The organism is Hymenobacter fodinae, from assembly GCF_004745825.1.
GTDB lineage: Bacteria > Bacteroidota > Bacteroidia > Cytophagales > Hymenobacteraceae > Hymenobacter > Hymenobacter fodinae.
Map to the genome: position 1 here is coordinate 185012 of NZ_SRLA01000006.1, position 14590 is coordinate 199601.

Consider the following 14590-nt stretch of genomic DNA (forward strand, 5'->3'; position numbering starts at 1 on the left):
CCCGCTGGTTGTATCATTGAGCCGTATTTTTCCATTCCCAACCCGCCACTAGGCCAGTCTAGGCCACTGCGGTGTGTTGTTTTCAAAGCGTAAACCTTTCCACTCTATATGCAACGTTACAGCATCCTCTGGGCCGATGACGAAATCGACCTCCTGAAACCCCATATTCTCTTTCTGCAGGAAAAAGGCTATGACGTAACCGGCGTAAACTCCGGGGCCGACGCCATTGAGCAGATTCAGGAGCAGACGTACGACATCGTGTTTCTGGATGAAAATATGCCGGGCCTGACGGGCCTGGAAACCCTCACTGAAATTAAAGCCACTAGGCCTACTGTGCCCGTGGTCATGATTACCAAGAGTGAGGAAGAGCACATCATGGAATCGGCCATCGGGGCTAAAATTGCCGATTACCTCATCAAACCTGTAAACCCCAGCCAGATTCTGCTGTCGGTGAAGAAGGTGCTCGACAACAAGCGCCTTGTGAGCGAAGCCACCAACAGCGGCTACCAACGCGACTTCCGCCAGCTGGGCATGCAGCTCTCCGACCGCCTCAGCCCCTCAGAGTGGGCCGATGTGTATAAGAAGCTGGTATACTGGGAGCTGGAAATTGCCGAAACCGAAGGCAAGAGCATGGCCGACGTGTTTAATATGCAGAAGGATGAGGCCAACACCTATTTCGGCCGCTTCATCACGGAGAACTACGAGGACTGGATCAACGGTGACGAAGAAGCGCCGCTGATGTCGCATCAGCTATTCAAGGAGCGCGTGTTCCCGATGCTCAAGGAAACCGGCGATACCCCCGTGTATTTCCTGCTCATCGACAACCTGCGCTACGACCAGTGGAAGGTGCTCGAGCCCATCATTGCCGAAATGTTTACGGTAGACTCGGAGGAGACCTATTACAGCATTCTGCCCACTACCACGGCCTACGCCCGCAACGCCATCTTCTCGGGCATGATGCCTGGCGAAATCCAGAAAAAGTACCCCAACCTGTGGGTATGGGACGACGACGACGAGGGCAAGAACATGCACGAGGCTGAGTTTATGGAAATCATGTTCCAGAAGGCTGGTCAGAAGCACAAGTTCAGCTATAACAAGGTAACTAACCTGCAGGCCGGCAAAGACTTGCTGGGTAAAATGGCTAACCTGCACAACAACTATAAGCTGAACGCCATCGTCTACAACTTCGTGGACATGCTCTCCCACGCCCGCACCGACATGGCCATGATTCGGGAGCTGGCCGCCGAGGAATCGGCGTACCGTAGCATCACCAAGTCGTGGTTTCTGCACTCGCCGCTGTATGAAATGCTGCAGGTTATTGCCGAGAAGAAAGGTAAGCTCATTATCACTACCGACCACGGCACGATTCGCGTGAAGCGCCCGTACAAGATTGTGGGCGACCGGAACACGAATACCAACCTGCGCTACAAGCACGGCAAAAACCTGGGCTTTGATGACTCGCGCGATGTGTACACGGTGCGTAAGCCAGAGCATATTTTCCTGCCCCGCGAGAATGTGAGCACCGCCTACGTCTTCACCGTCGGCGACTATTTCTTTGCTTACCCCAACAACTACAACTACTACGTGAACTACTACAAGGACACGTTCCAGCACGGTGGCATTTCCTTGGAGGAGTGCATCATTCCGTACGTAGTGCTCAGCCCGAAAGGCTAGGCGCACAACAGCTTACTGCAAAAGGCCGGTTATATAACCGGCCTTTTGTGTGAGTTGCTAGACGGTATCATTGCCTAAAAAGCGAACTTTCCGCTTTCATCTTCCGCGCTCCTTTCCTTTCCGATGAGAATACTATCCAAACTCGCCTGTCTGTTGCTGCTCTTGGCCTCAGCTGGTTGCGACTCCACTTCTACCCCCGAGCCTGCTCCCGATACTACTAGTGTGCACCTGACCATGGGTAACCCCAGCGGAGCCGTGGCCGATGTAAAGCAGCCCACCAATTATCTGCTGATAAAGCCTCAGTACGCGTTGTCATACCACCGAGACCGTGGCATTCCGAACTGGGTGAGCTGGCACCTAGACAAGAGTTGGCGGGGCTCGGCGGCCCGGCAAGATGATTTTAGGGCCGATGATGCCCTGCCCGAAGGGTGGTACCAAGTGCAAGCCAGCAGCTACCAGGGTTCCGGATTTGATCGAGGTCATAACTGCCCTTCTGCCGACCGTACCAAAACCGTGACCGACAACTCTGCCACGTTCCTGATGACCAACATGATGCCCCAGGCGCCCCGCAGCAACCAGCAAACTTGGTCCCGGCTGGAGGAGTACTGCCGCACGCTGGCCGATGCGGGGGATGAGCTGTACATTATATGCGGCAGCTACGGGAAAGGGGGCTTTGGAGCCAATGGCGGCGTAACGCAAACCATCGACGACGGCCACGTAACGGTGCCCAAACGGTGCTGGAAGGTAATTGTAGTGCTAGCCACGGGTGTGAATGATGCCCAACGCGTGAGCAACAACACCCGAGTTATTGCCATTGATTCTCCGAATGATAACGGGCTGAGCAACAGCTGGGGCCAGTACCGCGTGAGTGTTGATGCCATTGAAGCTGCCACTGGCCTAGATCTGTTATCGGCAGTGCCCCCAGGCGTACAAGCCAAAGTGGAGAGCCGGGTCGATACCGGTCCTACTGAATAGGGTGCCAGTGGCCCGGGTAAAGCGTCAGTAAGCCAAAGAGTTGTATGAACTGCTGAGCTAGGCCTGCGTAAATGATTGGAGCCCGGTCGGTTGGCCGGGCTCTTCACTTAACATTACACAGGTATGGCAGCTTCATCATCTTCGGCTCAGGACATTTACACTGAGTTCAAGCAAGACGTGAACATGACGGCAAGCGAGCTGGAAAAGTGGCTCAAAACCGAAGAGTCAAAGTCCGTAGGCCAGGATAGTGGCGACGGCACCAGCATCGGGCACAAATCGGGCGAACATATCATCAAGATTCTGCACAAGAAGAAAGCCGATATTACGCCCGACGATGAAGCCCACATGCACAAAGTGCACAGCTACGTGAGCCGCCACCTCGGCCAGGGGCCGCACCATCGGGAAGATGTAGAAACTTCGCGTTGGCGCTACTCCCTGATGAACTGGGGCCACGATCCGCTTAAGGATAAGAAATAACTGACTGGTCTAGCCCATGCAACCGGCCGCCAGCAGGACTCTGCTATACCCAAGTGATAGGTGTAGCAAAGTCCTGCTGGCGGCCGGTTCCGTGTGCCTAGGCCACTAATTAACCAGCTCGGCGCTTTTCATCTTCCGCACCTCCCAGCCGCTTGCGAGTGGGACCTACCTTATCGTTGCCGAAGCGGTACCCAAATGAGAGGGTTACCACGCGGGAGTCTTGGCGTTGGTAGAAACGCTCCACGTAGTTGGCGTAGGCAGAGGTAGCGCGCACGGGGCTGGTAAAGAAAATATCTGTCATGTTCAGCTTCAGCGTACCCTTCCGGTCCCAAAGCGCCTTCTGCACGCCCGCCGTAACTTGCCCCTGTGGGCGCACGTCGAGGAACCCGTACAGCTCCCGCGACTGATAAGTGCCACTCAAATCAGCCGACCAGCCCTTACCGAAGGTGAAGGAGCTGTTGCTCGTTAGGTTGAATGCGGCCCGCCCCCGGTTGAGGTTGGTGCCCGCCAAGTCGCCCACAAACCTGGAGTAATACACCACGGCGTTGTTGTAGATGCTCCAGCCCTTCATCGGCTCCAAGGGTACCGTCAGGTTCAGGGCGTAGTATTCCTGGGCCTGCAGGTTCACGCTGGTAGACACCACCTGTTGCCGGCCTTCAGAAACGGGAGCCGGCTGCACCACCTGAATGATAGGCAGAGACGTCTTCGTATAGTTAAGGCCCGTGGTGTACTTCTGCTTGAAGGTATGGTTGAACTCCACATTGTAGCTCGTTTGGGGCCGCAAGTTGGGGTTGCCAGAGCCATAGGTAGTAGCATCAATGTACACCCGGAACGGGTTGAGCTGGTTGTAGCTAGGCCTGTCGATGCGGCGGCTCAACGAAACGGCTATTTCGTGGTCCTTGCTCACTTGGCGCTTCAGGGCCGCACTCGGAAACAGTTGAAAGTAGTTGCGGTCGAACCCCTCATTGCCGACTGTTTGCCGCCCCGTGGCGTTGGTTTGCTCGCCGCGCAAGCCAGCCGTAAGCGTAAGGCCTGGCTGCGGCGTAAACGTAAGCGTGCCGTACGCCGCATTAATATTCTCATCGTAGCGGAAACGGTTTGTCTTGCCTAGGTCTACCGAGTCTAGGCCACTGCGGCTAAGATTATTAATGAACAGCACATCATTATCAGAATGCACCTGGCTGATTTTTGCGCCCGCCTCCAGGCGCAGTTGCTTGCTTAGCGTCTGTACGTAATCGGTCTTGGCCGATCTAATGACGAGGTTGCCTTCTTGGTTGCCCCGCAGGACAAACGTCGGGCGCCCGCCTTCGTACTGGGTCGTTAAGTTTTGGGTGCGTACCGTGTAGTAACGGGCAAGGTCGGCGTCGGCGGTCAACTCACGAGTGCCACCTGAGTCGGCGGGAAAAGTGTGCTTGAAGTTAAGGTTGATGGCTCCGTTGGGTGAGTGGGAGGTACGCACATTACTGGAACGATACGTTTCCAGTAGGCCACCTTGGGCATTGAAAAACTGCGTAAGGTTGGTGCCATCCTGCGGTACTTGGTTGGTAAAGCCGTTCACCGCTAGGCCTAGCACGGTGCGGTCGGAGAGGGTGTAGTCGAGGCCGGCTTTGGCAGCATGGTTACGACCGTGTACCTGAATGCGGTTGTCCTGGGCGCTACTGCCCGTATAAGTGCGGCTGGTTTGATTATCACCTAAGTCGCGCACAGCAAAAAAGTCGCGGCTGATGGTGAGGAGCGGCTGGCTTTGCCGGTCGGAGTAGGTGTAGCTCCCGAATATATTCAGGCCCTTCCGGCGGTGATTCAGCGACAGAGTAGAAGTGAACTTACCCCCGTAGAAACTCCGTCCGTAGCTGGTGTTCACACTACCGTTGGTGCCCAGGCGCTGATCCTTTTTTAGGTTGATGGCGATTATGCCGGCTCCACCCTGGGCGTCGTACTTTGCGGGTGGGTTGGTAATCAGCTCAATGTTTTTGAGCTGTTCAGCGGGTAGTGCCCGCAAGTAGTCGGCCAACTCTGTGCCCGTCATGGGCTGGCGCTTCCCATCAATGAGGACCAACAAGCCTTGTTTGCCGCGCAGGGCCAGGTTATCGTTGCCATCAACGGTTACGCCAGGGGCACGGCGTAGCACATCCAGGGTGGTATTGCCCGCCGAGAGCGTGCTGTTCTCTACGTTCACAATAGTACGGTCGGCCTCGCGCTCATACAGCGGCTTCTGGCCCACCACAGTTACCTCTTTCAGGTTAGTAGCCCCGTTGGCTTGTAGCGTAAGCACGAGAGGGGAGGAGCTGGCGGCAGGTAGCTCAAACGGCTTGCTCCAAGCACGCGTGAAACCAACTTGTGAAGCTGATATGAGGTAGCGCCCCGCTCCAGCCGCTTCAAACCGATAATTGCCCTTTTCGTCGCTGAATTCTGATTTGACTACCGTAGAGTCGCTGGCCCGGTGCAACACCACGGTAGCAAACTCAATGGGCAAGCCGGCGGTACTTTTCACGCTACCTCCTAGGCCAGTAGCAGTTTGTGCATGCACATAGCCACCACCAGTAATGCCAAGTAGAGTTAGTAAGCAGGGCTTAATTGGGAGCCCACATAGTGAAGTGTTCATGACTTCAGAGCTGAAATGAATGAGGTGTAAACGATGCTCCACTGCCAGCTGGCCAAGCCGATAATAGGAGAACGATGCAAGTACGAAGAGTTTCGTATTAAACATACGAAACTCTTCGTATTAACAAAAGCGAATACTATTCTTGAACCCTATTACAGGCAGAGAGAAGTCAGTGAGATATAGAATGCTGGGGAAACGCGAGGCAGAAATGTTGGTGGACATAGCTTTCCACCTCGCGCATGCATGAATTAGCAATACAGATAAATCATGGCTAGTTTGCTGCTGTGAACAGGAAAGCCAGCATATATCAGCTGTGTTAGCAAATTGAGCAGCGCAAAGCATAGTAGGATTAGATGATGCAACATATAGATGTATGATATATCATAATAGTTGCCTGGGCATATAAATATTTTCTTGTCAGCGCTGTATAGCCCCTCTACCAGGAGAATGGAACTGGCCTAATAGCTTTTGCTAAAGCCGAGAAAGAATACAAAAAGCCATTCTGCTAGCAGAATGGCTTCCCGAAGAGTATATAAACCGATCTGTTATTGCACAGCCCCTGCCCGGCGCTTCTCATCCTCCACCCCAGTAGCACGCTTGCGGGAGGGAGCTACCTTATCGTTGCCGAACCGGTAGTTAAACGCAAGCGTAGCCACCCGCGAATCTTGGCGATTGCGGAAAACTTCCTGCAACGGCACATAGGTAGCAGTCGACCGCAAAGGGGCGGTATAGAAAATATCGGTTACGTTGAAGCGAAGGGAAGCGTGGCTGCCGAGGCCTTTTTGCACTCCGGCTGCTAACTGCCCAAAAGAGCGGACCCGCTCAAAGGCATACCGCTCGGGGGTGTGGTAATTACCATTCAGATCAAGGGTCCAGCCACTGCCTAGCGTCGCGGTAGCGTTGCCGCTTAAAATGGCAGCCGGTCGGGCTGGAGCGGGCTTTGAGCCGTTTGCTAGCTGCCCCTCAAAATAGATGTAGAATACCTCGGCATTCGCATACAGACTGAGCCATTTCGTGGGCTTGGTTGGGGCCGTAAACGTGAAGGCGTAGTAGTGCTGCGCCGCCAGATTAACGAAAGTAGCCACCACCAGCCCTTCCGCATCGAGTAATGTGGCTCCCACAATGGGGCGCGAAGTACGTGTGTAGCTTAGGCCCGTAACTAGCTTTTGCTTAAAGGTGTGGGTAAGCTCCGTCACTAGGCTTGTCTGGGGCCAGAGGTTTGGGTTGCCACTCCGATAAGAAACCGCATCAATGTACGAGCGGAAGGGGTTTAGTTGCGCGTTGTAAGTGGGGCGGTCGATGCGGCGGCTGAAGCTCAGGGCTAGCGTATGCTGAGGGGTAAGCACACGCTCTAGGCTAACGTTGGGAAACAGCTGAAAATAATTGCGGCTGAAACGCTGATTGTCAATGGCCTGACGGCCTTCCACTACCGTTTGCTCTCCTCGTAGGCCTGCCGTGATAGTGAGGCCCGGCCGGGTGCGGGACAAGGTAACGTACCCGGCCCGGATATCTTCGTCGTACCGGAACTGGTTGGTAGTACGAGGGTCAATTGTCCGAACCCCGTCAACTTCCCGCGTAAACAGCACGTCATTGTCGGAATGAACGCGGCTGGCTTTTAACCCGGCTTCCAGGCGCATGCGGTGACGGAGTGGCCGGATATAGTCCGCCTTCCCCGACCAAATCGACAACTGCCCATCCTGGTCGCCAAGCAGCCGGTTGTCGCGCCCGGCGGGCAGCAGGTAATAGTTGAACAAATCGAGGGTGCGGTAAGTACCGTAATGCCCGAAGTCGAGGTCGGCTGACAGCTCCGGGGTACCCAGCGAATCTGCCGCAAACCGGTGCCGCACCGATACGTTGGCCGTCTGGTTGGGCGTGCGGAGGTTCCGGTAAATGTCGGAATAGAGAATGGCCGTGGGCTGAGACTGGGCATCGAAAAACAGACCCGTATTCTCACCAGTAGAAGGCACGCGGCTGGCTAGGCCACTCACCGCTACGCCAAGCTGCGTGTTCTTGGTGAGCGTATAATCGAGGCCCGCCCGCCAAGTATGCGACTGTAAGTGGCCACGCGAATCATTGGCCTGAATGCTCCGGCTGCGAACTTGGTTATCGTCCTGGAAGAAAGTTCGGGAGAAGTCAAGCTTCTGAAAGCTTTGCCGGTCGGCGTAAGAGTAGGTGGCAAACAGATTGATGTTCTTCTGCCGATGATTCAGGGAAAGGCCCGAGGTGAACTTGCCGTATTTTCCGCGCCCGTAGCTGGTGTTCACACTGCCGTTGGTGCCCAGGCGCTGATCCTTTTTTAGGTTGATGGCGATAATACCCGCCCCACCTTGCGCATCATACTTGGCAGGTGGGTTGGTAATCAGCTCAATACTTCGGACCTGCTCAGCGGGTAGTGCGCGTAAATAATCAGCTAGCTCGGTGCCAATGAGCGGCACGCGCTTGCCATCAATGAGCACCAGTAGCCCCTGCTTTCCCCGCAGCGCCAAATTATCATTCCCCCCAACCGTTACGCCAGGGGCCCGGCTGAGTACATCAAGCGTGGTATTGCCGGCACTGATGGGCGTGCCCTCCACGTTTACCACGGTTCGGTCTGAAAGGCGCTCAAACTGTTCACGAGCAGCCGTAACCGTAACCCCTTGCAGGGTAGTGGAGGCGGTGGCGGCCAGTTCCAAGGCTGGCAAGGTAAGGCCCTCCGCCGGAAGCTCAAACGCCCCGGACCAAGTACGCTTATACCCCACCAACGCCCCCGATACCAGGTAGCGGCCGGGAGGAGCCAGTAGCACATATGCCCCCTGAGCACCGCTGAATTCCGTCTTTACAGCTACTGAATCGGTAGCCCTATGCAGGGTAAGGGATACGTATTCGAGAGAGCCGCCGGTAGTGGCACGGACTGTACCGCGCACCGGAGCCGACTGGCCCTGAGCAAACAAAGAAGCGGGCAGCAGCGCCAAACTAGCTGCTACCCAGAAATGGCCCAGAGAACTGGGCAAAATAAACGACATAGACACGATGAGTTGGTTGTGAAGCAACATCGTGCAATAGGCTTGGAAGGGAGGAATGGCACCTAGAAGAAGTCGCTACTCCGCTACCAGAATGCAGGTCAGTTGACCGGAAAGATAGGTATATTACCCATTTTAGGAAAACTTCAAACGCAATGGGCCTCGGGAGCCTCATGTAAAATTCACTCAAACGAGCATCGCCCGGTTCATATTCCGCAGAAATGAGCCGGGCGATGCTGTAAAATGCTATGGCTGATAGGGTTGCCTACACCAGCGAGTCGAGAGCAGCCCGTAGGCGGGGCAATGCGGCCTCAATGGAATCAAGTGAGGCGCCACCTACCGACATCCGGAACCAGGGCGCCGTGTGGTCGTTACCAAAGGCGCTAAAGGGCACCAGTGCCAGTCGGGCCTCGCTGATGAGGTAAGACGTTAGCTCTTTAGTAGTGGTCAGAACCTGTCCGGCAGGCGTTTTCTTGCCCAGCACGTCGAGCTTGGCCGTGAGGTAGATGGCTCCCATGGGCACCATCGAATCAACAGGGTAGCCAGCCGTTTTCAGGTCTTGCAGGCCCTGGTGGAGCGTATCCAGACTGCGCTGCACTTTCTCCTTGAACTGGCCTAGGAACCCGTCAACTTTCTCTGATTGCGGCAGGTACTTGGCCGTGGCCACTTGCTCGGCTTTCGGAGCCCAGGCACCCACGTGGCCCAGAATAGCCTTCATCTTGTCGATTACGACGGCCGGACCAAAGGCGTAGCCTACGCGCACGCCGGTGGCCGCCAGGCATTTCGAAATGCCATCAATGTAGATTGTATAATCGCGCAGCTCGGGGCGCAGATTTACGGGGTCGTAATGCTCAGTGGTGCCGAAGGTCAGGAGCCAGTAAATCTGGTCGTACAGCAGGTAAAGCGGCTTTTCACCGGGCTGACGGCGCTTGTTTTCGGCCAGCACCAAGTCGCAGATGGCTTCCAGCCCTTCGCGGGTGAATACGGTGCCGGTGGGGTTGAGCGGAGAGCACAGGGCTAGCAGCGTTGCGCCTTCCAGATGAGGGGCCAGCTCCTCAGCCGTGGGCATAAAGTTGTTTTCAGCCCGCGTTTCTACCATCACGCCTTGAGCCGAGGAGAGGTGGCAATAGTGGTTGTTGTTCCAGCTGGGTACCGGAAATACCACCTTGTCGCCGGGGTCCACGAGAGCCAGGTATGTGGCATAGATAAGCGGGCGAGAGCCACCGGCCACCAGAAAATCGTTGGGCGAGTACTCCAGGCCTAGGCGCGTTCGGGTAAACGTGGCGGCGGCTTCGCGCAGGCCGGCCATGCCGTTTGCGGGAGGATAGTTGGTATGCCCGGCCTGGTAGGCCAAGGTAATTTCCTGCTGGAGCTCTTCTGGAATTGGGAAAATAGACGGATCGAAGTCGCCGATGGTGAGGTTGCAAATCTGCTCACCCTTGCGAATCATGTCGTTGACTTCATTGCCGATTTTGATGATTTCGGAGCCAATCAGGCTACCGGCCATTCTCGAAACTTGCATGAGCTAGTGTGTTTGGGGTCGGCCAAAGATAGAGGACTCCCTCTTTTATGGCGCCCTAACTGAGTATATTCCTCAAAAAACAATTGTCCAGGCCTACCCTTTATTCTGAGCTGCTCAACCGCCTTGGGGAAGTATTTGCCAGTAGGGGAGCTGCCCACCCGTACTCGCTTATCAGAACGCTAATGCTACTGGGTGTTCTCTACTTGTAGGCCACCCCGGTCGGGGCAACAAAGCAGTAATGGAACAGGGGGCGGCCCACTTATCCACTGAAGAAGAATACCTCCTGCTACAATACCAACGCCAACTTTGCACAACATGAGGGTGCGTAAAACGCCTTTAGTCTCGTAGGTGGGATGAGTGGGAAGGCAGTGGAAAAGGGGGAGAGCTGGGAGGCATTGCGCCAGAATAACCAAATTTGCTACCTCAAGTTATACTCCCTACTTGCTCTGCTCCGCTCATGACCAGTTCCTCCATCCATATTTCTTCCCTCGATGCCCTGCCCCAGGTAGCTGCTCAGGTGCGCGATGCGCTAGGCCAGCATTCCGTCATTTGCTTTGAAGGGGAGATGGGGGCCGGCAAAACCACCTTCATCAAAGTGCTGTGCCAAAGCCTGGGAGTGCAGGAGGAAGTAAGCAGCCCCACCTTTTCCTTGGTGAACGAGTACCGCGACGCGCAGAACCGCCCGATCTACCATTTCGACTTCTACCGGCTAAACAACCCGCGCGAAGCTGAGGATATTGGCGCCTTGGAGTACTTTGATTCTGGCTATCTTTGTCTAATAGAGTGGCCTAGTCGCATTGAAGCCTTGTTGCCTTCGGATCGGCTGCTCATAACGCTCACCGTCACTGGCCTAGAAACCAGGGAATTAACAATTGAAAGTTAAAAGTCAGGAGTTGGCCGTTGCGCGTCCTAAAACGTTTAACAGGCTGCTGGCCAAGATTTTTAATTTTCGATTCTTGATTTTTACTTGAAGAAAATGCCCGAAGCAGTACCCCCCGGATTTGAGTCGCTGGCCACGAGCCGCGCTTACTTCACCCAGGAATCCATGCTGGCCGTGGAAACCCGGAAGCGCAAGCTGTTCATCGGGCTGCCCCGCGAAACGTCCCTCCAGGAAAACCGCATTTGTCTTACTCCTGAGGCCGTGAAGCATTTAGTGGAGGCCGGGCACGAAGTACTGCTGGAAAGCGGGGCCGGGGAGCCCAGCAAGCACTCCGACCACGACTACTCCGAGGCGGGCGCTACCATTGCTTACTCCCCCAAAGAGGTGTTTGAGGCCGATATCATTCTGAAAGTGGCCCCGCCCACCTACGATGAAATTGAGTACATGCGCGGTGGCCAAACTCTGATTTCGGCCCTGCAGTTTGGCTCGCTCACCAGCGAGTACATCACGGCCCTCACCCGCAAAAAAATCAATGCCATCAGCTTCGAGCTGATCAAGGACCCCTCCGGCGCGCGCCCCGTGGTGCGGGCCATGAGCGAAATTGCGGGCTCCACGGTTATGCTGATTGCGGCTGAGTACCTGGCCCGCTCTAACGAAGGCAAAGGCATTATTTTGGGCGGCATTACGGGCGTGCCCCCGTCGCAGGTAGTTATTCTGGGAGCCGGCACCGTGGCCGAGTACGCCGCCCGCGCCGCCACTGGCCTAGGAGCTGAGGTAAAAGTGTTTGATAACCACCTCTACAAGCTGCGCCGGCTCAAGATGAACCTGTGTACGCCCCAGCTCTACACCAGCACCCTCGATACCTACGCCCTTAACCAGCAAATCCGCCGCGCCGACGTGGTGATTGGGGCCTTGAATGCCGAGGAGGGCCGCATACCCTTCATGGTGTCGGAAGATGTAGTGTCGCAGATGGCGCCCGGCTCGGTGCTTATCGACGTGAGCATTGACCAGGGCGGGTGTTTCGAGACGAGCGAGATGACCAGCCACAGCAAGCCCGTCTTCCGCAAGTACGACGTGATTCACTATTGCGTGCCGAACATTGCTTCCCGCGTGCCGCGCACCGCTACCAATGCGCTGAGCAACATTTTCACGCCCATTCTGCAAGAAATCAGCCAGCACGGCGGCATTAATGAGGTGCTGTTCACGAATGAGCACTTCCGCTCGGGCGTTTACATCTACAAGGGCTCACTCACTAATGCTAGCATCGCCAAGAAGTTCAACATGCGCTATAAGGAACTAGCGCTGATGATTGCCGTGCGGAATTAAGGGTAGTGGCTTTTGAGATGATGTAGACAGCTAATTCATCAAACTAAAAACAGCAAACTACCTGGAAATATTGGCGTTATCGTGCTGATTTTTTCAGGTAGTTTGCTGTTTTATTTGTGCTTGTTGATCTAATAGTAATGACGTGAATTTAATGTCCTTAGGATTATTTACATAATGATAACGATGATTTAGTTGAAAAATAGTGGATTTTTAAGTCGACGGGCAGAGTATCCTGTTATTTTATTTTCTTCAAATATATTCAGCAGTTTATCTGAAATGTAGCCTTTAGTTAGGGTTAAAAATTGAGTGCCCCATAGATCCAACTTCTTGTCAAAAGTTGATTTTAATTGTAGTTTAGATGTTTTTATAGCGTGTTTATATTCGTTGAAATAGTTAATATAATCAGTGTAAGAGTTTATACCCAATGCTTCCCCCCTTTATTTCTGCTTTGCCAAAACGATCTGGCTGAAAGCTGCTTCGTGAAAAATCAACGTGATGCTCACCCGTTTCTAAATTGTAGTATAGCCACCAATAGCCAGTTATCTCACGTTCGCCTTGCTGAAATGTGGCTGGGAAATATTTGTGCTGTGGCAAGTGGGCCTTCTCTAAAATATCCCGTAAGCGTTCATTTACTAAATAACCTTCCCTGAATCCACTAAAGTCTATAAAGTCAGTAAGTTTGGCCGCTTTCTCCATAGGAATACGTTCTAAATTGCCTCCAAAATCTGGCATAGTAGCCAACGGCTTCCACCAAGTAGTATGATCAACAAGTTGATCATACTTATTATTAATAAAAATATCTTCGAGCCAGCGATGGCGTTCATAAAAATCATTATCAAGATAACAGGGGCCTAAGCCATCTTTTACGCCTACAACCCTAGGATCTGCGCTCCATTTTAATTCCAAATAATTCATTTTTATTTTGTTTTAAATTAAGGCATAATACTCATTTGAGAGCGCTCAGCATTCAGCGGTCCTTTAGCAAATATGCCACTGGAAAGTAGAGGTTAGGACGCTCTCGGCTTTGCTCATAATTATTACATAAGCTACCTCGCAGCCAGCAACAGCACCTTCCACGCCTCCAGTAAGCGGCCTTCCTCCAACATCTTCTGGCCTAGCAGCATCAGTTCCTGCTGTTGCGTGGCTGCGTCAGCCTTAAACTTATTGAGCGTATAGGCCACCAGCGGCTCGTGCCGGTAAGCTTCTACCTCCTCGGGTGTGGGCATGGATTGGGCTTCGATGTTGGCGAGACGGCCCAGGTTGTTGCCGGTGAGGATATGGGAAGTGCGGATGTGCTCCGGTAGCTGGTCTAGGCCTATGCCGAGGTTGCGGTTAGGCTTGGGCACCTCGAAGAGGCTGCTGCCCGAGGCGCGGGTGTACCAGTCGCCGCCGAGGCGGGCAATGGCGTCGAGCTTGTGCGGGTCGATGCCGATGCCGCAGGGCAGGATGATGTCCTCGCGGAAATGGGCCAGCACCACCCGGCAAATCACGAGGTTACCGGCGCCATTGTTGGCGCCCAGTTCCACTACCTGCTCTACCACGCACTCGAAGGCGGCGGGGGCTTCCAGCACCCGCGGCGGGCGTACCTGCTCACTGGCTACCTCCGTAAAACCGGCCTTCACGAACTCATTCACGCCCTTGGCATACTCAGTGCTAGCCAGCGACATCTGCTCCACCATAGCGTAATCGCAGATATGAATGACGCATTCGGCCACTTCACGCACATTTTCCAGAGTGTGCTTCTGGGAGTTGTCGCGGACGCGGTTGGCGGGCGAAAACACCAGGATGGGTGGGTTGGAGCCAAAGCAATTAAAGAAGCTGAAGGGGCTGAGGTTGACGTTACCCTCGGCGTCTTGGGTGCTCACAAAGGCCACTGGGCGCGGGGCCACGGCCCCCACCATAAAGGCGTGCCAGTCGGGCGCTTTGAGGTCGGAAGGAACGATCGAGCGAAACGAGGTGGGAGCAGACATGTAGGGGTGGGAAAGGAATGTGCGATCAGGAAAATGCAAGGTGAGCTACAACTCAATTGTCCACGTGCCACGTGTGCGTACGACTGCTATATGTTGCATTTACCATAGCGCCTATTGCATAGATTAGCTCAAAGCTACTAGGAGCGGTTGAATGAACTTCGGTTT

10 protein-coding genes are annotated in these 14590 nt (G+C 54.4%); 5 read left to right on the forward strand and 5 right to left on the reverse strand.

Translation table 11 applies throughout. From position 1 onward, the window contains the following. Positions 1 to 108 precede the first annotated feature (108 nt). From porX to EU556_RS23250, 3 genes are all read left to right on the forward strand, one after another. Entirely contained in the window at positions 109 to 1674 is a 1566-nt protein-coding gene (gene porX, locus EU556_RS23240) for a T9SS response regulator signal transducer PorX (protein ID WP_135436642.1), read from the forward strand. A gap of 123 nt (positions 1675 to 1797) precedes the next feature. Continuing rightward, positions 1798 to 2649, forward strand: a complete 852-nt coding sequence (locus tag EU556_RS23245; protein WP_135436643.1) for a DNA/RNA non-specific endonuclease — start codon at positions 1798 to 1800, stop codon at positions 2647 to 2649. Between the two features lie 123 nt (positions 2650 to 2772). Then, positions 2773 to 3126 (forward strand): DUF3140 domain-containing protein, encoded by a 354-nt coding sequence (locus EU556_RS23250; protein WP_135436644.1) that lies wholly within the window; start codon positions 2773 to 2775, stop codon positions 3124 to 3126. A 109-nt stretch (positions 3127 to 3235) separates the two neighbouring features. On the opposite strand, the gene EU556_RS23255 is transcribed toward EU556_RS23250, so the two are convergent. The 3 genes from EU556_RS23255 to EU556_RS23265 form a co-directional block, all read right to left on the reverse strand. Then, positions 3236 to 5728: a TonB-dependent receptor domain-containing protein gene (locus EU556_RS23255; protein ID WP_135436645.1), complete on the reverse strand. Its 2493-nt coding sequence runs from the start codon at positions 5726 to 5728 to the stop codon at positions 3236 to 3238. Positions 5729 to 6273: 545 nt separating this feature from the next. Beyond that, the gene (locus EU556_RS23260) at positions 6274 to 8760 is read right to left on the reverse strand and encodes a TonB-dependent receptor (RefSeq protein WP_135436646.1); all 2487 of its coding nucleotides are present in this window, start codon (positions 8758 to 8760) and stop codon (positions 6274 to 6276) included. A gap of 232 nt (positions 8761 to 8992) precedes the next feature. Continuing rightward, a complete protein-coding gene (locus EU556_RS23265) occupies positions 8993 to 10249 on the reverse strand; it encodes a pyridoxal phosphate-dependent aminotransferase (RefSeq protein WP_135436647.1) in 1257 nt (418 codons plus the stop codon). Positions 10250 to 10706: 457 nt separating this feature from the next. Here EU556_RS23265 and tsaE point away from each other — a divergent pair, with 457 nt between their 5' ends. Continuing rightward, the gene (gene tsaE / locus EU556_RS23270) at positions 10707 to 11132 is read left to right on the forward strand and encodes a tRNA (adenosine(37)-N6)-threonylcarbamoyltransferase complex ATPase subunit type 1 TsaE (protein ID WP_135436648.1); all 426 of its coding nucleotides are present in this window, start codon (positions 10707 to 10709) and stop codon (positions 11130 to 11132) included. A gap of 93 nt (positions 11133 to 11225) precedes the next feature. Next, positions 11226 to 12455: an alanine dehydrogenase gene (locus tag EU556_RS23275; RefSeq protein ID WP_135436649.1), complete on the forward strand. Its 1230-nt coding sequence runs from the start codon at positions 11226 to 11228 to the stop codon at positions 12453 to 12455. Positions 12456 to 12857: 402 nt separating this feature from the next. Here EU556_RS23275 and EU556_RS23280 read toward each other — a convergent pair whose 3' ends face one another. After that, on the reverse strand, positions 12858 to 13370 hold the full coding sequence (locus EU556_RS23280; protein WP_135436650.1) for a hypothetical protein: 513 nt from the start codon (positions 13368 to 13370) through the stop codon (positions 12858 to 12860). A 131-nt stretch (positions 13371 to 13501) separates the two neighbouring features. Then, on the reverse strand, positions 13502 to 14425 hold the full coding sequence (locus EU556_RS23285) for a flavin reductase family protein (protein ID WP_135436651.1): 924 nt from the start codon (positions 14423 to 14425) through the stop codon (positions 13502 to 13504). Positions 14426 to 14590: the final 165 nt, after the last annotated feature.